Source organism: Streptomyces sp. AHA2 (assembly GCF_036857595.1).
GTDB lineage: Bacteria > Actinomycetota > Actinomycetes > Streptomycetales > Streptomycetaceae > Streptomyces.
The window spans coordinates 27,447-46,141 of sequence record NZ_JAUQWJ010000024.1; the positions used below are offsets into that span (position 1 = coordinate 27,447).

Consider the following 18,695-nt stretch of genomic DNA (forward strand, 5'->3'; position numbering starts at 1 on the left):
CCGCGCGAGGCGATGCGTCCGCACAGGCCCCGCACCACGCGCGGTGAGAATCGTGCGCGGGACGACCTGCGGTCCGCGGGCGAAACTGCTTGTCGACGCGCCATCGACGCCACGTCGACACGGGCTCGATGCAATACACACATGCTCGATTCACTCACACACGCCGGTCTGGCAGCGCAGATCACCGGGCCCGTACTGGGACCGGAGGACGACGGGTTCGCCGCGGAGTGCGCGCCCTTCAACCTTGCCGTCACCCACCGCCCTTGCCTCGTCGTCGGAGCCGCGAACAGCACCGACGTGCAGGTCGCCGTCCGCTTCGCCGCACAGCGGCGTCTGCCGGTCGCCGTCATGGCCACCGGCCACCAGGCGACGATCCCGGCCGACGACGCCGTCCTCATCACCACTCACCGCATGACGCAGGTGAGCATCGACCCCGCAGCCCGCACAGCCCGCGTGACGGCGGGAGTCCGCTGGCAGCAAGTGATCGACGCGGCGACCCCGTTCGGGCTCGCCCCGCTCAACGGCTCCTCACCGCTCGTCGGAGTCGTCGGCTACACCCTCGGCGGGGGCCTGAGCCCCACCATGGGCCGCGCTCACGGATGGGCGGCCGACCACGTCACCTCCCTGGAGGTCGTGACGGCCGACGGCGAGTTGCGCTGTGTCGACGCCGCGTCGGAACCCGACCTGTTCTGGGCACTGCGCGGCGGCAAGAGCAATTTCGGCGTCGTCACCGCCATGGAGTTCGCCCTCTTCCCGGTGGAACGGCTGTGGGCGGGCGGACTCTTCTTCGACGGCGCCGACGCAGCGGCCGTCCTGCACGCCTATGCCCAGGTCACGGCCGAGGCCCCGGACGACCTGAGCTCATCGATCGCCCTGCTGCGCCTGCCGGCCCTGCCCGGCGTGCCCGACTTCCTCGCCGACCGCTTCGCCGTGCACGTCCGCGTTTCCTACCTCGGCCCGGCGGCCGAGGCCGACCGGCTGGTTGCGCCGTTGCGGGCGGCCGCCCCCGTCCTCGCGGACACGCTGGGTCCGATGCCGTACGCGTCCTTCGCCCAGATCCACAACGATCCGGCAGATCCGGCACCGTTCATGGAGCGCACCGCGATGCTGCGCTCACTGACCGCCGAGGCCGTCGAGGAGATCCTGGCCGCTGCGGGCCCGACGGCCGACTGCCCGGTGCACTTCGTCGAGTTGCGTCACCTCGGCGGCGCCCTGGCCCGGACCGCGGACAACGCCGTCGGACACCGGGACGCCCAGTTCGCGTTCTGGATCGTGGGTGTCGGGGCGCCCGATGCCTTCACCGCGATGAACGCCTACGCCGACGGGCTTCTGCAGCGGATGCGTCCCTGGTCCACCGGTGGGCGGTACCTGAACTTCATGGCCGCCCAGGACACCGGCGTGGCCGACGTGAGCGCGGCCTACGGCGAAGCCGACTACCGCAGGCTCCGCAGCATCAAGAGGCGCTTCGACCCGGACAACCTCTTCCGCCTGAACCACAACATCCCCCCCGAGGAGCGCCCGATGCCCGACGACAAGCTGCAGCTTCTGCTCGACCACGCCGCCATCGCCGACGCTCTGCACCGCTACACGGCGGGGCTCGACCACGGCGATGCCGAGCTGCTCGCCTCGTCACTGACGGAGGACGCCATGGTCGACCTGACACCGGCCACGAGCAAGATCGGTCTGGACTTCCCCGCGCTCAAGCCGCGCGACGCCGTCGTGGGAGCGCTCATCCCGGCGGTCGGCCCGCTCGACACCAGCCACGTGATCAGCAACATCCGCGCCAGCGTGAACGGCGACACCGCCCACGTGAACTGCTACGCCATGGCCCAGCACTACCTGCCCCGGGAAGGTCCCAGGCCGGACCGGACCCGGCACGCGCTGATGATGAACCGCTACGACGCGGACCTGACCCGCGACGGAAGCACCTGGCGCATCAGCCGGCTGACGATCGACAACGCCTGGTTCGAGGGCGACGAAACCGTCCTGCTTCCCGGCGACTGAGCTCAGGGCGAGCCCGTCCCACGGGGTGGCGCCCTCCAGTCGCAGGGCGCCACCCCGGTGCCGCCGTTCCCGGTCCCACTGCGGCGAACGCGGCCGCAGTGCGCCGACTCACGAACACGCCACCTGCTGACCACCCATGCCCACGATGCCCGCACTCCAGTACCCGTTTGGGAGCGTTCCGCGTGTCCACCACCCCTGATGAGCCGCACCCTCCTCGGCACCCACCCCTCGACAGCGTCCAGGGACGGCTCAAAGCGCTGATGCGGGACATCCGCCACGGCGCGTGGCAGCCGACCGGCCTCGAGCATCGTCTGGCCGAGCTGCTCGCGCAGTCGGCCGCCGGGACCGGGTCACTCGGCGCGGTCAGCGTCCGGGCCGCGATAAGGGAAGGCTCGATGGCGGCCATCCATGAGAACGGCGGACGCTTCATCACCCTTCTGGCCGACCTGCTGCCGCTGATCGAGAAACCCGGTGCGGCCGCACTGCACACGGCCGGCCTCGCCCTTGACCTCGTCGAGACGGTCACACAGACGGCACCGCGCCCACAGGGTGCTCCCCCACCGCGAGCCCTCCCCTGTCGGAGCGAGGCAGACAGCGCTCGGAGCGAAGAGACACCGCCCCCGCCGCCGCGGCTCGGCGACGACGGCAGGCGCCTGCGCGTGGACGCGGCGCGCAATCACGCCCGTCTGCTGAACGCCGCGGCACGGCTGGCGCGGGAGCGTGGCCTGAAGCACCTCACCATGGAAGCGGTGGCCACCGCGGCGGGTGTCGGCAAGGGCACCGTCTTTCGCCGGTTCGGCGACCGCGCGGGTCTGCTGCAAGCCCTGCTGCAGCGCTCCGAGGAGACCTTCCAGGCCGCACACCTCAGCGGCCTGCAACCAGCAGACGCCCGTGACAAGGCCGTCGAGCAGCTTCAGGCGTTCGGGGTGGCCGCCATACGGCGCTACGCCAAGGAGATGGAACTGCAACTGGCTGCCGAGCCTTCCCCCGAACAGCGCTACCGGCGCGCACCTCGCCGCTCGTATCACGAGCGGGTCAGCATCCTGCTCAGCCTGGCTGCACCGGAAGCAGACGCGGAGCTGCTCAGCCACGCGCTGCTGGGTTACCTGGAGCCCGCCCTTCTCTGGCACCTGAGCGACCAGTGCGGCGTCCCGCCGCAGCGGCTGGAGGACGGCTGGCTCGAGCTGGTCTCCCGACTCACCGGGACGCCACAGCCCCGCACGGCGTGACCCTCTTGGGACGTGCGCGGCCGAGCGATCAGGAGTCGACCTTCTCACTGACTCCGGCCCAGCCGTCGAGGTCGGCGAGCCGGGCGGTGAGAGCCTCGCGCATGGCGGTTGCGCTCACGGTACCGAGCGCCAGGCGGCGCGGCGGGTCGACGCTCGCAACGGCGGCGCGGATGCCTTCGGCGACCTTGCCCGCTTCCGACACCGGTGTCTCACTCTGCGGCGCGCGCACCGTCACGTCGTAGTCCGTCTGCGTGGTCTGGGCGGCGTCGATGTTGCCGCCGAACGCGGTGGCGGTCGGGCCGGGCTGGACCAGGGTCACGTGGATGCCCAGAGGCGCCACTTCCAGGGCGAGTGCGTCCGACAGCCCCTCCACGGCGTACTTGGTGGCTGCGAGCATGCCGAGCCCGGGGACGGCCGTCTGCCCGAAGATCGAGGAGCCCTGCAGGATGTGACCCGACCGCTGGCGCCGCAGGACGGGCAGGGTCGCCCGCAGCACGTTCAGGACTCCGAAGACGTTGGTGTCGAAGATGGCCCGGGCCTGGGAATCGCCGACTTCTTCGACAGCGCCGAAGACGCCGTAGCCGGCGTTGTTGGCGACGACGTCGATCCGGCCGAACCGTTCGACGGCTTGCTCGACTGCCTGCCGCACCGCGGCTTCGTCGCGCACGTCCGCATCGATCGCCAGCAGCCTGCCGGTGGAGTCGAAGTCGCCGAGCCCGGTGGTGTTGCGGGCAACGGCGACGACGGACTCGCCCGCGTTCAGGGCCTGACCGACCAGCTCGCGACCGATGCCTGAAGAGGCGCCGGTGATGAACCATACGGGCCGGATCGCGGGGAGGGTGTTCTCGATGATGTTCTCGTTCGCCATGGTTGCGACCATAAGCCATTCACTCCTAACTTCTCAAGCAACAGTCCAAAGACAGTTGCTACTGTTCGAGAAACAGTTCATATCCTGCGGTATTCTGCGTCCGTGGACGAGAACATGAGCAGCGACATCGTGCTGCGCTTCGTGAACACGCACGCGGACGCCGGGGGGCGGCGGGAGTTGTTCGGCACCGCCCGGGAGTTCGCGGACTGGGCGGTCGCGCACGAGCTCCTGTCGGCCGATGCCGTGGTGACCGAGTCGGACGCGGCCGCCGCGCGGGAACTGAGGGACGCGTTGATCACGGTCCTCCTCGCGCACGCGGGAGATCCGGCTCCGGGCCTGCCGGAGGCGGAGAAGTACCTGGCACAAGCCGGTGCGCGCTATCCGCTGACCGCTGTCGTCACCGTGCACGGCGCACGTCTCCGGCCGGCTTCCCAAGGTGTGCCGGGCGTGTTGGGAGGAGTGCTGGCGGCGGTCGCCGAAGCAGCCCAGGGCGACACCTGGAGACGGCTCAAGGCATGCTGCAATCCGCCGTGCCACTTCGGTTTCGTCGACCGCAGCCGCAACCGGTCCGGGAGGTTCTGCAGCCCGGGTTGCAGTTCCCAGACTTCGATGCGCGCACTGCGGCAGCGACGCAAGAAGGCGGGGCCACGCTGAGATCCCAGGTCGCTCCAACGCGCCACGCACGGGAGCCGTTGCCCCCGAGTGGCATCCCGGGCGCCCCGTTCAGCTCCTGGCCACCACCCGCAGGGGAGCGTGGCGCATGACGAAACCCATGGGGATCCACGGCCAGGCGGGCACCTTGGCCTGCGGGCGTTCGGCCTCGATGGCCTTCATCATCGACGTGACCCCCTTCTCCGTGGAGACCATCATCGGAGTCGGTTCGTCCCCGGTGGTCGTCATCTCGGACTCGATGTAGCCGGGGAACAGGGTTGTCACCTTGACCGGCGTGTCCAGCAGGTCGGCGCGGATGCCCTCGGCCAGCGTGGCGAGGCCGGCCTTGCTCGCGCTGTACGCGGTGAGATGCGGCAGTCCGCGCATCGCGCTCATGGAAGAGATGACCACGAGGTGCCCGCTGCGCTGGTCGCGGAAGATTTCGACGGCCGCCTCACACTGGGCCAGGGCGGCGACGAGATTCGTCTGCACGATTCTGGCGTTGGCCGGGAAAGCGCCGGTTCCGATAGGTGCCCCGTGGCTGACGCCCGCGTTGACGATGACCCGGTCGAGCGTGCCCAGGGCCTCCCGACAGGACCGGAAGACCTGAAAGACCTGGTCATGGGCGTTGACGTCGAGGGAGCGCACTTCCACCCTGATGCGGGGATGGGCGGCGCTCAACTCCCGCTGCAGGGATACCAGCCGGTCGGTGCGCCGAGCGCACAGAGCGAGGTCGGCGCCGCGGGCGGCGTGTTTGCGCGCCATGGCCTCTCCCAGGCCCGAACTGGCGCCGGTGATGAGGACGTTCTTTCTGACGGTCATGTTCGGAGCGCTCCTTGCTTGCGATTGCTTCGACGGAGCGTCATGCCGGCGTCTCGGCGGTCGCGGTCAGAACGGCTCGGCCCAGAGTGTGGCCGGCCATGGTGAAGCCCAGATAGGCCGGCGTGGCGTCGGCGGGGACGCCGATGTGTTCGGTGTCCAGGGCGTGCACGACGACGAAGTAGCGGTGCAGGCCGTGGCCGGCGGGGGGCGCGGCACCGATGTAGCGGGCGGCGCGGGCGTCGTTCGGCAGCTGGAACGCCCCCGAGGGCAGACCCGAGCCGGTGTCGTCACCCGCGCCTTCGGCCAGTTCGGTGACCGAGGCGGGAATGTCCGCCACCGCCCAGTGCCAGAAACCCGAGCCCGTCGGGGCGTCCGGGTCGTAGACCGTCACCGCGTAGCTCCTGGTGCCTTCCGGGGCACCGCTCCACGACAACTGCGGGGACACGTCCTTGCCACCGGGGACGCCGACGATCCCGGACATCTGCTCGATGTTCCACGCTGCTCCGTCGGACACGGTGGAGCTGGTGACGCTGAAAGCCGCCGCCTCGGGGAGGCGGGCGAAGGGGTTGTTCATGGTCTTCCTCTCGCGCACTGAGTGGGTACCGTCGATCGACCATAACACGGATAATCGATTATCCGCCTCTTCATCTATGATGCTGGCATGACCGAAGCAATGGACTCCTCTGAGCAGCAGGGACGGCGGATGCTCTCCGAGCAGGCTCACGCCCGCCTGCGCAGTGCGATCATGCGAGGCGAGCACCCGCCCGGCGCCCCCCTCAAGCCGCAGGAACTCGCCAAGGAACAAGGTGTGAGCCTGGCGGTGATGCGCGAAGCGCTGCTGCGGCTGGTCGGTGAAGGACTCGCCGACCGGTTGCCCAATCGGGGCTTCGCCGTGCCGGCCTTCTCCGACCGCCGCTGGCAACAGATCGCCGAGGCCCGCCAAGCCGTGGAGCCGGTCGTTCTGCGCCTGTCGGTGGAGCGCGGCGACCTTGACTGGGAAGCCCGCGTGCGGGCCGCGCACCACCGGCTCGCCGGTACGCCGATGTGGTCCGAGGACGAGGGCCCCTACTTCAGCGCCGCGTGGTCCGCAGCCCACTACGCCTTCCACCGCACCCTCCTGGAGGGGTGCCGGAACCCCGTACTGCTCGACACGTTCGACCGCATGTGGACGGCGAGCGAACTCGCCCGTCGCTGGTCGGGCCATCGCACGCCCGGTCGCGACGCCGTCGGCGAGCACCTCCTGCTGGAGCAGGCGGTCCTCGCACGCGATGCCGAGACCGCCGCAGAGGTCCTCACCCGGCACCTGGCCACCACCGCCGCTGCGCTGTCCGCCGACTGTGACGAGCAGAAGGACATGCCCTGATGCGCCTTGCCAACAGAAGTGGCCGCCTGCACCTGGTCACCGATACGGGAGCCGTCGACGTCGCCACCACCAGCGGCGGCAGGTTCGATGCCGACCCACAGAAGATCTATCCGAGATGGGCGGAGTTCCGTGCGTGGGCCGAGGCGGCCGAGCTGCCCGACGGCCGGCCGTTCGACCCGGCCGACTTGGGCTCACCCGTGCCCGCTCCGGCACAACTGGTGGCCGTCGGCCTCAACTACCACGACCACGCCGCCGAAACCGGCGTCGCGGCTCCCTCCCACCAGCCCTCGGTGTTCGGCAAGTTCACCTCGTCCATCAGCGGACCCTGCACGACCGTCCGTCTGCCACAGGGAAACGTCGACTGGGAGGCCGAACTGGCCGTGGTCATCGGCACCACCGCGGCCCATGTCACCGAAGCGGACGCCCCACGGCACATCGCCGGCTACACCGCCGCTCAAGACCTCACCGAACGACTGCTGCAGATGTCCGGTCCCGTCCCCCAGTTCGGCCTCGGGAAGTCCTATCCGGGCTTCACTCCGCTGGGCCCGTGGCTGGTGACGCCCGACGAGATCCCCGACCCAGGGGCCCTCCGCCTCACCTCCGCCGTCAACGGTGAAGTCGTTCAGGACGGCAACACCCGTGACCTCATCTTCGGGGTACCCGCGCTGATCTCCCACCTCAGTCAGGTCATCACTCTGTGGCCGGGGGACGTCATCCTCACCGGTACCCCAGCAGGCGTCGGCTGGGGCCGTCAACCACCCCGCTACCTCAGCCCGGGAGACACCCTCACCACTCACGTCGAACACATCGGAACCCTCACCCAGCGCTTCACGTGAACCGTCACGACTGTCGGCAGGACGCTCGACCGCCTCGACACCACATCGCTGACCAGGTCGCCGAGGCCGGGTCGGCCGGCAGGCTCGGCGCGACCGGGGTGTCCGGACACGTCCGGCCTCCAGCTTCCCTCGACCGTCGGCTTCAGCCGGATGCCCCTCCGACCGTGCGCTGCACCGATGCACGGAGAAGTCACACCACTTCAGAGACAGGAGACATTTCATGGACTCTCGTGGCACCGAGCGGACGCGGGCCCACACGGCCCGCGTGGACGACCCGCCTTTCTCGCCTCTGCGACTGGGAACATGGCCCACGCCGTTGGAACCGGCTCCCCGACTCGCCACGGCCCTCGGGCTGCGCACGGAGGACCTGTGGATCAAACGCGACGACCTCACCGGCCTCGCCGGAGGCGGCAACAAGATCCGCAAACTCGAATGGACGGTGGCGGGAGCCCTGGCCGGGCACGCGGACACCCTGATCACCACCGGCGCCGCCCAGAGCAACCACGCCCGCCTGACCGCGGCAACCGCAGCCCGCCTCGGCCTGGACGCGGTACTCGTCCTCCCGGGCAAACCGCCGGCCGCGGCGTCCGGCAACCTCCTGCTCGACAGCCTGCTCGGCGCCCGCCTGGTCTGGGCCGGCGACGCCGACGGCGAGGGTCTCCAGACCAGGGCCCGCCAGACCGCCGAGGAACTGCGCGGAGCGGGCGCGGCCCCCGCCGTGATCCCCTTCGGCGGCTCCAGCGTCCTCGGTGCGCGAGGCTACCGGGACGCCGGCAGGGAACTGCTCGAGCAGTGCCCCGGCGTCCGGCACATCGTCGTGGCCCTCGGCTCGGGCGGCACCATGGCCGGGCTGGTGGCCGCCGCCGGAGCCCGGCGCGTCCTCGGAGTGGACACCGGAGCCCGGCCCGAAGCGGTGGCGGCCGTCCACGAGTACGCGGCGGCCCTCGCACCGAGTCCCCTCGCAGTCGAGGAACTGCGGGTGCGTACCGACCAGATCGGCGCCGGCTACGGAACACTCACCCCGCAGACGGCCGACGCCCTGTCGCTGGCCGCCCGGTGCGAAGGCGTGGTCCTGGACCCCGTCTACACAGGCCGGGCCCTCGCCGGGCTGCGTGCCGCCGTCCGCGACGGGGACATCCGCCCCGGTGAGACGACCGTCCTGATGCACACCGGCGGGCTTCCCGGATTCTTCGGCCACTCCAAGATCCAGGCCCTGCTCGGCTGACGGACCGTGGCCGCTGTACCCGCAGCGGCCGGTCCGCACCGACACGGCACCAACCGCTCGACCGGACCCGTCGTGCCCGATTCCGCGGACGATCACACCATCGGAAGCGGCATCCGAAGAGCCTCGGTGAGCCGCTTGCCGCACGTCACGTCGCGTAGCCGAACCGGCGGAGGTTGGTCTTCATGAGGCGGGTGGCGATGGTCTTCTGCAGCGGGTTCATCTCCTGGCGCCAGCGGAGCGTCTTCGCCGTGTTGAAAGGCTGTCGGTACAACTGTGGCGTGAAGTAGGCCCCCTCCAGCACCACACCGACCTCATCCTCCGTGATGTTCTCCGGGTGCATCTGACGCGCCTCGGCTTGCAGTCCCAGGAATTCGAAAAGACGGCGGACCTCCTTGTCGGGATTGGCGACAAGCTCTTCGAACACGACTTGGTGCACCCGCTCGCTCAGGTCCTTCCGGGCCATCAGATCGAAGTAGGCGGTGGCGCAGGCGTTCCAGTGCCGGCTGACACTGAGAAGTGTGTCCCGTTCGGGATTGCGTTCCCCGCGGGCGCGGTAGCGGCGGTTGACGTCCATGTGGGACAGCACCACGTCACGACCGTCCCGGACCACGTTGACGAACACCGCTTCGGGCCACAGGTCGAGCAACGTCCCCGCGGCGAGGATGTTGCTGGGGGTCTTCTCCGACAGGTAGGCGGCTTCCGGGTTGCGATCGAGCACCTGCGTGAAGAAACCCTCGTAGAAGGCTCGGAACGCGTCCGCCAGTTGCCCGGCTGTGTAGTAGAAGGCCTGGCGATCGAGGCGCCAGTCCTCGGACATGCGCCGGTAGAGGTCGACGACGGCGCCGGTGTGGTCGAACTCGGGCCCTCCCGCGATTGCGGAGTGGCTCACCAGGAGCTTTTGAACCAGGGAGGTGCCGGAACGAGCCGACCCTCCGACGAAGACGAAGCGCATGGATGACCTCCAGAAGGCTTTCGACGGGGCGGTGCCGGAGCGGTGTCGGGCTGTCGCGTCACAGGGCGCGCTGCAGTGCGCTGCGACGGCTGCCCGGTCGGGCATTGCGCACCGGGCTGGTTGCTCGCAGGGGTGCGGCGGGGTGAGGGGGCGTGCGGGTCGGGGCGGTGTCGGCCAGGATTGCGTCGTGCAGGTCGCGCAGTGTCCGCGACGGTTCGATCCCCAGGTCCTCGACCAGCAGGCGGTAGCCGCTGCGGTAGGTCGACAGAGCGGCTGAGCGGTCGCCGGATCTGCTGAGGGCCAGCATCAACTGGTAGCGCAGGTGCTCCTGTTGCGGATAGGCAGCCACCATCCGCCGTAGCTCGGGAATGGCTGCACGGTGCCGACCGGTCTCGAGCATCAGCCCGAAGTACTCTTCGCACGCCATCAGGCGCATGTCCTCCAGCATCCCGATCTCGGTGTCCAGAGCGACCGTGCCGGCCAGCAGCTCCAGCGGTTTGCCGCGCCAGAGTTCCAGCGCCTCCCCGAACAGCACGGCCGCTTGGTCGAGGCGGTGGGCCCGCCGGGCGCGCGAGGCGTCGCGGACCAGCCGTCGGAAGACCTCGGCGTCCACCCGCTCGGAGTCGATGTCGAGCTGATAACCGCGGCTGACGGTGTGCAAGCGGCAAACCGAGTCGATCTCGCCGAGTGCGCGCCGGATCCGGCCCACGTACAGCTGAACGTTCTTCACCGCGGACGGGGGCGGGTCGTCCCACAGGACTTCCAGCAAGCTGCTCACGGAAAGAGGCCGGTTCGGGTTGAGCAGGAAATGCGCGAGCAAGACCTTCTGCTTTCTCGGCCCGAGGGGGAGCTCCTTTTTCCGGTGGACGACGCAAAAGGCCCCCAGCAACAGGAACTTCGTTTCGCTTCCGTCGGCCTCTCCGCTTTCACGAGCGGGTTCCGCAGGAGGCATCCGCGTCATCTCGCATCTCCGTCGCCGGTCCGAGCGCAGGAGAAATGCTGCGCTCATTCCACAGTAGCGACAGCGGCGACGAGCTTAAGTCACGAGAATCCGCCTCCTGCCGGCACCGCCGGCCGGACTCTCCTGTGTCGCCGCCCTTTGAGCGCGGCGGCCGCAGCGGCGCGGGAGGTGACCGGTCCGGTGCCGGCGGGCCTGCGCCCGGCCCGCCGGTGCCGCGTGTGATGTCGAATTCAGGCGGCATGAGACGTTTCGTGCCCCGGAGGCGGTTGGTGCAGGGCAACTTGGTGACAGGTGTGCTCACAGGTCCGCGCACCGACCACGGCCGACAATGAAGGCGTACGTTCGCACCCGCCGCCGCCTGCGGGCACCGGTGGTCGCAGTCTGCCTCGGTTCCCGTCCGCCTGGAGACGGCCAGAGAGAAGATGGGGAAGTTGTGAGCAGTCACGTCACGACGGGCGCGTCCGCGCTCAGCACTCGCGAGATAGAGGTGCTGAGGAACCTGGTGCAGGGGAGAACCTACTCGGCGACCGCCAGGAGAATGAACATCAGCCCGCACACGGTCGACACGTATCTGCGCCGCATCCGCCTCAAGACCGGTGTGAACAACCGCGCTCAGCTCCTGCTGCTGGCCCTGTCGGTGGCCGGTAGCGACATCGGCGGGTGACGCCGGGCACGGGGCGGCACGCACGGCCGGTGAGCCGACAGCGCGCGTGCCGCCGACGGCGCTCCCGCCCGTTCACGCGACTCCGGCGAGGCTGCTCACCGCGCGCGAGAGCACACCCCGCCCACCTGAGCGGGCGGCCAGCACATCGGCGGCTTCGCTGAACTCCAGCTGCCGCGGCGGGGCGGGTTGCCGCAGGGCCCGGGCGAGCAGGTCCAGGGCCCGGCGCTCGACCGCTGCGCTCGCCGCGTCGACCGCAGTCGGCGTGAGGGATCCGGCCGGCAGGAACTGCTCCCAGAAACGCGCCGCATGGTGCAGGCACCCCCGTATGTTCACCCCGCGCAAGAAGGGTGCCACCAGCTCGTCGGTGAGCCGGCGGACATACCGGCGTGGACCTCGGCTGCCCGGCCGCACCCCGCTGAGGGCGAGCAGGGAAAGCGTGCGGCACCGGTCGTTGAGCACCCCACCGTTCGCGACACCGACCAGATACAGCGGTGACAGCAGGTCGTGGTACGGCTCCTGCCGTGCGGCCGCCGCCCAGGCCATCCGCTCGAAGGAGAAGCCGCAGTCTATGACCGAGAAATCCGGGGCGGTCGGGCCGTCCACCTCGTAGTACCAGTTGATTTCGCCGAGTTCGATCCCGGCGCTGTTCACGTCGGCCCTGCACCCCCGGTAGGGGCCGTAGGCGCATTCCTCGTCGGTGAGCGCCACGGTGATCTCGCGGGCGTGCAGACCGATGGCCGACAACCCGTCGAGCCACAGGTCGAGGTGTGCCGGCACGCGGTGCAGCAGGTCCCCCTCGTCGGCCTCCAGGGAGGAGAGGTTGACGAAGGACGAGGAGACGCCCTCGTCCCGGCCGGCGCCGGGAAGGTAGCGCCATCGGACGCACGGCTGGGACAGGATCTGCAACCCCTGCGGCCGTGGGGCTCCGTCGTGGACGACAGGGTCGAGGTACTGCAGTGCGGAGACGATCAGGTCGGTGTCACGGGCGACGCCGGTGGGGTCGATGGCGAAGGGCGTCAGGCCCCTGCCCCGGAAGACGGCGTGCATCCGCTGCCACTGGGCGGGAACCGGACGGGCCGGCGGGCGAACGGCGTCCGTCCCGGGGAGGGACGCCGTGCCCGGACACCACGGGCTGCCGCACGCCGCCGCCTTCTTGGCGAAGTACCGGCGTCCGCAGTGGGTACACCGGCTCGGTCGCCAGCCACGTGGGCCCAGGTATCCCGCGAGGGCGCGGTCGAAGGCGGCTGCAGGCGAACGTGTCATGTCAGTGGACCTTCGGACGTTGCTCCTGTACGGAGCGGACGGTGATGACCTCGGTGCCGAGGTAGGGCACGAGGAGTTCGGGGACGCGGACGGAGCCGTCCTCCTGCTGGCAGTTCTCCAGGATGGCCAGGATCAGACGGTCGCAGAACCCGGTGGCGGAGATGGTGTGCGGGAAGCCCTTCTCCTCGCCGATCTTGTAGCGGATGCGTCCTCGGCGGGCCTGGTAGTCGCCCATGTTGGTGTTGGACGTCATCTCGCGGTAGCGCCCCTGGGAGGGCAGCCACGCCTCGGTGTCGTACTTGATCCGGCCGGGCGCGCCGAGGTCCTTGGACCCGGTCAGCACCACCTGGTAGGGAATGCCGAGCTCGGTCATCAGCCATTCCTCGTTGTCGAGGCACAGCTGGTGGTAGTGCTCGCTCTCGTCGGGTCGGCAGTAGACGAACTGTTCGAGCTTGTAGAACTGGTGAACACGCAGGATGCCCGCGGTGTCACGGCCGTAGGAGCCGGCCTCGGTGCGGAAGCACATCGAGTCGCCCAGATAGAGCAGCGGCAGCCGGTCGAGGGTCTCGCCGACGTGCATGCCGAGCAGCGACTGCTCGCTGGTGCCGATCAGCGTCAGGTCCTCGCCGACGGCGAAGTTGTCCTTGCTCTGGAACGGCAGGTATCCCGAGGCGAAGAGCGTCTCCCGGCGGGCCAGATAGGGCGGGGAGACAAGCTCGAACCCTTGCTGACGGGCCCGCTTGGCGAAGAGGTCGGTCAGGGCGTAGCGCATCTGGACGGCCTCGTTCATGAGGAGGTAGAAGCGCGAGCCCGCGACGTTGACGCCGTGGGGGATGTCGATCGTGGCGGTGAGCCGGCCGATCTCTTCGTGCGGGCGGGGCTCGAAGGCGAGGGCGGGCGGTTCGCCGACCGTGCGGATGATCCGGTTGTCCTCCTCCCCGCCGACGGGGACACGCTCGTCGAGCATGTTCGGCAGCCAGGAGAGGACCTCGCGCAGCTCGGCCTCGACCTTCTCCGTCTCGGCCTCGCGCTGGGCCCGTTCCTCCTTCAGGGCGACGGCACGACGGCGGTGTTCGTCCTTGTCGGTGGCGTTCTTCCACTGCTGGCCGAGCACGGTGATGTTGTGCCGTGTCTCGTCGAGCCGTCCGATGGCGGCTCGGCGCTCGCGGTCGAGGCGGACGATGCGCTCGATGTCGATGTCGTAGCCCCGGTCGGCGCAGTTTCGGACGACCTCGTCCTGGTGCTGGAGCACGTAGTTCAGGTCAAGCACGGGATTTCCTCACGTTGTTTCTCTGACCGGGGGCTGAGGCACCATGCGTCGGAGCCAGCAAGGCCTGGTAGGCGGCATACTCCGCATCAGCCACGGTGCTCCAAGAACAGTAACGGCTCGCGAAACGGAGGGCTTCCTCCGACCCCGTCAACTGTGCCTCGGGCACCAGCAGTTCACTCAGGCGTCGTGCCATGGCACGGGCCGATCCGTAGCGCACCGTGCTCACCGCGGGTGTGTCCCCGTACACCAGTCGGGTGAACGGAACGTCGTAACAGACCGCCGGAAGGCCACAACTGAGGGCTTCCAGCAGGCACAGCGAGAAGGTGTCGGCTGAACGCGACGGGTAGCAGAAGGTGCGTGCCGATCCCAGTACCCGGTACTTCTCCTCACCGGTGAGCCAGCCGGCCAGGTGGACGGCGTCACGCAGGCCGAGGCGGTCACGGGCGGCGAGGTAGGAGCGCTCCACCCGCCGGCTCTCGAAGGAACCGATCACCACCATGCGCGCCCCGGGGCGGAGTCTGCGCAGGTGCCGCATCACACGGAGCGTGTCGAACAGGCCCTTGCCCCTGGTGAGTTTGGCCATGAAGGCGACGTCGTAGCGGGCTTCGGCGGGTTGTGCGGCGGTGATCGCGGCAAGGTCCACCGCGTAGCCGGGGATGGCCCGCGCGGCCGGGGCTCCGGGGAAGTAGCCTTCGAGGTAGTGGCCGACGGTCTCGTTGATGATGATCCTGGGCAGGGTGCGCATGAGGCCGACCTGATGGATGTGGGTGAGCAGGTACCGCCAGGCGTGGCCGCGGCGCTCGCCGGGCAGGTGACGCACCAAGTCCCAGGTGAACGAACGGGTGGGGTGCGACACCGCGTCCAGGAACGGCACGGAATGCGGCACGACCGCGAAGGGCACACCGAGTTCGGCGAGGACCGGTGGCAGCGCGTGCATCAGGTCCCAGATCTCGCGGTAGAGGACCACCAGGTGGGGTCGCTCGTCGCGGACCGCTTCTCGGACCCGGTTCAGCAGCGGGAGCAGATCCTTGACTCTCCAGCCGTCGAGGGCGAACGGCACCACGCGGGTGGAAATCCCGCTGTCCGCCAGGACTGGGCCGCAGACGGCGTCAGCCGGCCCGAGGGCGATGAGCGAGATCTCGGCCCTTCGCGCGAGATGCGGAAGCACGTGGGCGAGACGGGTCACGGGTCCCCGGCCGCTCTCCACGTCCACATCGCTGATCAGCATGATTCTCATGGGGTCGCGTGCTCCAGGCGGCCGGCGCGGGCGGCGCCGGCCAGCAGATGGCCGGCGCGGGCGGCCAGGGCCATGATGGTCAGGGTCGGGTTCTGCCATCCGGGGGTGGTGAAGGCAGCACCGTCCGCCACGAGGACGTTCGGGGCCTCCCACAGCCGGTTCGACGCATCGGTCACGGAGTCGGCGGGCGTGGTGCCCATGGCCGCGCCGCCCAGTTCGTGGACGGAGGTGCCGGGCACGGCGGGAGTATCGGCGACCTCGGCGACGTCCAAGCCCGCCGCCGCCGCCATCTCGGCCATCGCAGCCGCCTGTTCGGCCGCCGCCTGCCGCTCCTGTGTGCCGTATCGCAGATGGATGTGGGCCTGCGGTATGCCCCATGCGTCGGGGGCCTCGGCGAGCCGGATGCGGTTGTCGCGGCGCGCGGGGATCTCGCCGCAGGACCACATGCGAAACGGCGCGGTGCCGGACGCCGCGGACGCCGCCCACTCGGCGCTGCGGGCGCTCAGGGGCAGGACCTCGGGGGCCAGGAGGGTGATGCCGTAGCCGAGCCGGTCGGGCTCGTCACCGAAGTGGGGGACGTGATCGACCGGCACGAACCCGGGAGCGGCCGACGGCTGCGGCGCAACGTCGGTTCCCGGCAGCGTGCCGCTGACGGACGGACCGGTGAGATGGTCGCAGAAGTAGCGTCCCAGGAGGTCGTGGCGGTTGCCGAGGCCTTCGGGGTGCTGCGGGGTGCGGGTGTTGAGGAGGATGCGGACCGATTCGATCGCCGAGGCGCACAGGAGGATCGCCCGGGCCCGGCGCCGGTACCAGCGTCCGGTGAGACGGTCGGCGAAGACGACACCCCGTGCCCGTCCGCCCTGGGGATCGAGTTCGAGATGGGAGACGACGGCGTTGGGGCGCAAGGTGGTCCTCCCGGTGTGCAGAGCGGCCGTCAGCACCGCGTCGGCGTCCGCGCGGGCGACGCGCCCGGCAAGGACCTGACGTGCGGGCCACCGGGCGGCGAGGGTGTCCGCCAGCAGCCGCCCGACGAGGCCCGGCCGACGGATGTCGACGCCCTCGGGAGCCGGTGCGGCCGGGGAATGCTCGCCTCCGCCCCACACCCGCAGAAAGGACTCGACCCGTCGGTAGTACGGGGCCAGATCCCGGTATCCGAGGGGCCAGGCCCGGGGCCTGTCTCCGGGGGACGGACGGGCGGCGAACTCACGGTCGGACATCCGCAGACTGACGCCGGCCCACAGGTGGAGCCGGCCTCCGAGCTGCCGGCCCCGGAACCAGTGGAAGGGCGCGTCCTCGTCCGTCTGGTAGGGGTGGTCGATGTCGTCGACGAAGAGGTGGTCCGTCATGGGCTCGTAGGCCGAGCACAGGGACTGCACCGGTTGACGGTGCGCGCCGTGCACGGCCCGGTCCACCCGGTGGTCGCCCGGCAGCAGCGGGCCGGCCTCCAGGACCAGCACGCGCGCGCCCCGTTCAGCGAGCGAGCGGGCGGCCCAGCCGCCTGCGGCGCCGGAACCGACGACGATCGCGTCGTAGTCGGTGTCGCTCATCGCCCGGCCGTCTCGGCCACCGCGGTGATCCCCAGGCGCACACCCGCGTCGCCCAACAGGCGCACCAGTTCGCCGTCGTCGAGGACGACCGGTTCCAGACAGGGGGCTTCCGGCAGGAACGGCTCCGCGAGACGCGCGTGCGGGGGTGCCGACATCAGCCAGCGCACCACCGAGCCCAGCAGGCCGTGGCCCACGATCAAACGGGGACCGGGCACCTCCAGGCAGGCGGACAGGCCGTCCAGCATCCGCCCGACCGCCTGGCACCAGGACTCGGTGGCGCCCGGCGGCGTGGCGTGCGGACCCGCCTCGGCCAGCCACGCGCCGTAGCGGGTCCAGGGGCCCCCTTCGAAGGCGCCGTAGTCGATCTCGTCGAGGCGGCGGTCGCTGTGCATGACGACCCGCCGGTCGCCGAGCAGTGCTCGTGCCGTCTGCCGGGTGCGGGTGAAGCCGCTGGTGACGCAGGTGGCGACGGTGTCCAGCCAGGGAGCGGTCACGGCACGGCAGGAGGCCGTGCCCTGCGCGTCGAGGGGTACGTCCACCTCCAGGGAGCCGTTGACGACATGGTGGGCGCTGTACGTCGTCCGCGCGTGCCGGACGAGGTAGGTCGTGTGCCGGGCAGAGGTCATCGCGGTGTCCCTTCGTTCGTCAGCAGGGGTTCGTACTCGCACAGCGGCTCGTCACCGAGCCCCAGCAGTCGGGCGACCGCTGTGATGCAGCGGCCGGTGGCGCGCCCGTCGCCGAACGGGCTGACCGCGGCCGCCATGCGCGCGTGCCGGCCGGGGTCGTCCCACAGGGCCTCCACGGCGGCGCGGACCTGGTGCGGTTCCGTGCCGACCAGCGTCACCCCGCCCGAGACGGTGGCCTCCTGCCGTTCCGTCACCTCGCGCAGCACCAGTGCCGGGGTGCGCAGGCCGGTGCACTCCTCCTGCACTCCCCCCGAGTCCGTCACCACGATGTGTGCCCGGCGGATCAGGCGCAGGAAGGTCGAGTGCGGCTGGGGGCCCACGGTCACGATGTTGGGTCGGCCGCTCAGTGCGGGCAGTAGTGCCCCGCGGACCCGCGGGTTGGGGTGCACACAGGCGACGATCAGCATGTCGGAGTGCTCGTCGGCGAGTTCGGCGAAGGTGCGGGCGATCCTGTTCATGGCCGTGCCCCACGACTCACGGCGGTGGACGGTCAGAAGCACCATGCGGCGCGGATCGCGGTCGAGGATCTCCAGCGCGGGGTCGGTCCAGGCGCCGGCCGAGCCCAGCTGCATGTGCATGGCGTCCAGCACCGTGTTTCCGGTGACCACCACGGTGGACGGGTCCACGCCCTCGTTCAGGAGGTTGGAACGGGCCTGGGGTGTCGGAGCGAGGTGGAGATTGGTCACGAGGGAGGTGACACGGCGGTTGATCTCCTCCGGGTAGGGGGCCCAGCGGTTGCCCGAGCGCAGGCCCGCTTCGACGTGGACCAGGGGCACCATCCGGTAGAACGCCGCCAGGCTGGCGCCCAGGGTGGTGGTGGTGTCCCCGTGTGTGAGCAGGGCTTGTGGGCGGTGCCGGGCAAGCACCTCGTCGACTCCGGTGAGCACGGCGCCCGTGAGTTCGGCGAGGGTGTGCCGCTCACGTCGTACGCCGAGGGTGATGTCGGCTTCGACGCCGAACTCAGCCAGTGCCTGGTCAACCATGTCGGTGTGCTGTCCTGTGGTCACCACCAGCGCGCGGAACTCCTCGCGTGAGGCGAATCCCTTGATCAGGGGAGCCATCTTGATGGCCTCCGGCCGGGTGCCGAAGACGAGCGCGACGGTCCGCCGCTGCATGT

At 70.2% G+C, this 18,695-nt stretch carries 18 protein-coding genes; 7 read left to right on the top strand and 11 right to left on the bottom strand.

Annotated features, from left to right (window positions below; all coding sequences use genetic code 11):
- The first annotated feature begins 141 nt into the window (after window positions 1–141).
- Together Q5694_RS30740 and Q5694_RS30745 are read left to right on the top strand one after the other, a co-directional pair.
- Entirely contained in the window at window positions 142–2,004 is a 1,863-nt protein-coding gene (locus Q5694_RS30740; RefSeq protein ID WP_333936764.1) for a nuclear transport factor 2 family protein, read from the top strand.
- Window positions 2,005–2,186: 182 nt separating this feature from the next.
- A complete protein-coding gene (locus Q5694_RS30745; protein WP_333936765.1) occupies window positions 2,187–3,233 on the top strand; it encodes a TetR/AcrR family transcriptional regulator in 1,047 nt (348 codons plus the stop codon).
- A 28-nt stretch (window positions 3,234–3,261) separates the two neighbouring features.
- Here Q5694_RS30745 and Q5694_RS30750 read toward each other — a convergent pair whose 3' ends face one another.
- Complete coding sequence (locus Q5694_RS30750) at window positions 3,262–4,101, bottom strand: SDR family NAD(P)-dependent oxidoreductase (RefSeq protein ID WP_333936766.1); 840 nt, start codon at window positions 4,099–4,101, stop codon at window positions 3,262–3,264.
- Between the two features lie 102 nt (window positions 4,102–4,203).
- Here Q5694_RS30750 and Q5694_RS30755 point away from each other — a divergent pair, with 102 nt between their 5' ends.
- Complete coding sequence (locus tag Q5694_RS30755) at window positions 4,204–4,755, top strand: CGNR zinc finger domain-containing protein (RefSeq protein WP_333936767.1); 552 nt, start codon at window positions 4,204–4,206, stop codon at window positions 4,753–4,755.
- A 69-nt stretch (window positions 4,756–4,824) separates the two neighbouring features.
- On the opposite strand, the gene Q5694_RS30760 is transcribed toward Q5694_RS30755, so the two are convergent.
- Both Q5694_RS30760 and Q5694_RS30765 read right to left on the bottom strand, forming a co-directional pair.
- Window positions 4,825–5,574: an SDR family oxidoreductase gene (locus tag Q5694_RS30760; RefSeq protein WP_333936768.1), complete on the bottom strand. Its 750-nt coding sequence runs from the start codon at window positions 5,572–5,574 to the stop codon at window positions 4,825–4,827.
- A gap of 40 nt (window positions 5,575–5,614) precedes the next feature.
- Window positions 5,615–6,148, bottom strand: coding sequence for a YbhB/YbcL family Raf kinase inhibitor-like protein (locus Q5694_RS30765; RefSeq protein ID WP_333936769.1), 534 nt, complete (start codon window positions 6,146–6,148; stop codon window positions 5,615–5,617).
- Between the two features lie 87 nt (window positions 6,149–6,235).
- Between Q5694_RS30765 and Q5694_RS30770 the strand changes: the two genes are divergently transcribed.
- The 3 genes from Q5694_RS30770 to Q5694_RS30780 all read left to right on the top strand — a co-directional run bounded on the left by Q5694_RS30770 (window position 6,236) and on the right by Q5694_RS30780 (window position 8,998).
- The gene (locus tag Q5694_RS30770; protein WP_333936770.1) at window positions 6,236–6,937 is read left to right on the top strand and encodes a GntR family transcriptional regulator; all 702 of its coding nucleotides are present in this window, start codon (window positions 6,236–6,238) and stop codon (window positions 6,935–6,937) included.
- A complete protein-coding gene (locus Q5694_RS30775) occupies window positions 6,937–7,773 on the top strand; it encodes a fumarylacetoacetate hydrolase family protein (protein WP_333936771.1) in 837 nt (278 codons plus the stop codon). Before Q5694_RS30770 ends, Q5694_RS30775 begins: the two co-directional genes overlap by 1 nt.
- A 220-nt stretch (window positions 7,774–7,993) precedes the next feature.
- The gene (locus Q5694_RS30780; RefSeq protein ID WP_333936773.1) at window positions 7,994–8,998 is read left to right on the top strand and encodes a pyridoxal-phosphate dependent enzyme; all 1,005 of its coding nucleotides are present in this window, start codon (window positions 7,994–7,996) and stop codon (window positions 8,996–8,998) included.
- A gap of 145 nt (window positions 8,999–9,143) precedes the next feature.
- Here Q5694_RS30780 and Q5694_RS30785 read toward each other — a convergent pair whose 3' ends face one another.
- On the bottom strand, window positions 9,144–9,950 hold the full coding sequence (locus Q5694_RS30785) for a sulfotransferase family protein (protein WP_333936774.1): 807 nt from the start codon (window positions 9,948–9,950) through the stop codon (window positions 9,144–9,146).
- Between the two features lie 58 nt (window positions 9,951–10,008).
- Entirely contained in the window at window positions 10,009–10,911 is a 903-nt protein-coding gene (locus tag Q5694_RS30790) for an AfsR/SARP family transcriptional regulator (protein ID WP_333936776.1), read from the bottom strand.
- 433 nt (window positions 10,912–11,344) lie between these two features.
- Here Q5694_RS30790 and Q5694_RS30795 point away from each other — a divergent pair, with 433 nt between their 5' ends.
- Window positions 11,345–11,575, top strand: a complete 231-nt coding sequence (locus Q5694_RS30795; protein ID WP_333936777.1) for a response regulator transcription factor — start codon at window positions 11,345–11,347, stop codon at window positions 11,573–11,575.
- A 72-nt stretch (window positions 11,576–11,647) separates the two neighbouring features.
- Here Q5694_RS30795 and Q5694_RS30800 read toward each other — a convergent pair whose 3' ends face one another.
- The 6 genes from Q5694_RS30800 to wecB form a co-directional block, all read right to left on the bottom strand.
- Entirely contained in the window at window positions 11,648–12,622 is a 975-nt protein-coding gene (locus Q5694_RS30800; RefSeq protein WP_333936778.1) for a hypothetical protein, read from the bottom strand.
- Between the two features lie 217 nt (window positions 12,623–12,839).
- Window positions 12,840–14,108 carry a serine--tRNA ligase gene (gene serS / locus Q5694_RS30805; RefSeq protein ID WP_333936779.1) on the bottom strand — a complete coding sequence of 423 codons (1,269 nt, stop codon included), beginning with the start codon at window positions 14,106–14,108 and terminating at the stop codon, window positions 12,840–12,842.
- Entirely contained in the window at window positions 14,101–15,345 is a 1,245-nt protein-coding gene (locus Q5694_RS30810) for a glycosyltransferase family 4 protein (protein WP_333936780.1), read from the bottom strand. Before Q5694_RS30810 ends, serS begins: the two co-directional genes overlap by 8 nt.
- Window positions 15,342–16,892: a GMC family oxidoreductase gene (locus tag Q5694_RS30815; RefSeq protein ID WP_333936781.1), complete on the bottom strand. Its 1,551-nt coding sequence runs from the start codon at window positions 16,890–16,892 to the stop codon at window positions 15,342–15,344. The genes Q5694_RS30810 and Q5694_RS30815 overlap by 4 nt, the downstream gene beginning before the upstream one ends.
- Entirely contained in the window at window positions 16,889–17,518 is a 630-nt protein-coding gene (locus Q5694_RS30820) for a histidine phosphatase family protein (RefSeq protein ID WP_333936782.1), read from the bottom strand. Before Q5694_RS30820 ends, Q5694_RS30815 begins: the two co-directional genes overlap by 4 nt.
- The gene (wecB, locus tag Q5694_RS30825; protein WP_333936783.1) at window positions 17,515–18,693 is read right to left on the bottom strand and encodes a non-hydrolyzing UDP-N-acetylglucosamine 2-epimerase; all 1,179 of its coding nucleotides are present in this window, start codon (window positions 18,691–18,693) and stop codon (window positions 17,515–17,517) included. Before wecB ends, Q5694_RS30820 begins: the two co-directional genes overlap by 4 nt.
- Window positions 18,694–18,695 lie beyond the last annotated feature (2 nt).

Excerpts from the sequence above, each read along its gene's own strand:
- Q5694_RS30740 (WP_333936764.1), top strand. The coding sequence starts at position 142 with ATGCTCGATTCACTCACACACGCCGGTCTGGCAGCGCAGATCACCGGG.
- Q5694_RS30750 (WP_333936766.1), bottom strand. The coding sequence starts at position 4,101 with ATGGCGAACGAGAACATCATCGAGAACACCCTCCCCGCGATCCGGCCC.
- Q5694_RS30760 (WP_333936768.1), bottom strand. The coding sequence starts at position 5,574 with ATGACCGTCAGAAAGAACGTCCTCATCACCGGCGCCAGTTCGGGCCTG.
- Q5694_RS30765 (WP_333936769.1), bottom strand. The coding sequence starts at position 6,148 with ATGAACAACCCCTTCGCCCGCCTCCCCGAGGCGGCGGCTTTCAGCGTC.
- Q5694_RS30770 (WP_333936770.1), top strand. The coding sequence starts at position 6,236 with ATGACCGAAGCAATGGACTCCTCTGAGCAGCAGGGACGGCGGATGCTC.
- Q5694_RS30775 (WP_333936771.1), top strand. The coding sequence starts at position 6,937 with ATGCGCCTTGCCAACAGAAGTGGCCGCCTGCACCTGGTCACCGATACG.
- Q5694_RS30780 (WP_333936773.1), top strand. The coding sequence starts at position 7,994 with ATGGACTCTCGTGGCACCGAGCGGACGCGGGCCCACACGGCCCGCGTG.
- Q5694_RS30785 (WP_333936774.1), bottom strand. The coding sequence starts at position 9,950 with ATGCGCTTCGTCTTCGTCGGAGGGTCGGCTCGTTCCGGCACCTCCCTG.
- Q5694_RS30790 (WP_333936776.1), bottom strand. The coding sequence starts at position 10,911 with ATGACGCGGATGCCTCCTGCGGAACCCGCTCGTGAAAGCGGAGAGGCC.
- Q5694_RS30800 (WP_333936778.1), bottom strand. The coding sequence starts at position 12,622 with ATGCACGCCGTCTTCCGGGGCAGGGGCCTGACGCCCTTCGCCATCGAC.
- Q5694_RS30810 (WP_333936780.1), bottom strand. The coding sequence starts at position 15,345 with ATGAGAATCATGCTGATCAGCGATGTGGACGTGGAGAGCGGCCGGGGA.
- Q5694_RS30815 (WP_333936781.1), bottom strand. The coding sequence starts at position 16,892 with ATGAGCGACACCGACTACGACGCGATCGTCGTCGGTTCCGGCGCCGCA.
- Q5694_RS30820 (WP_333936782.1), bottom strand. The coding sequence starts at position 17,518 with ATGACCTCTGCCCGGCACACGACCTACCTCGTCCGGCACGCGCGGACG.
- wecB (WP_333936783.1), bottom strand. The coding sequence starts at position 18,693 with ATGCAGCGGCGGACCGTCGCGCTCGTCTTCGGCACCCGGCCGGAGGCC.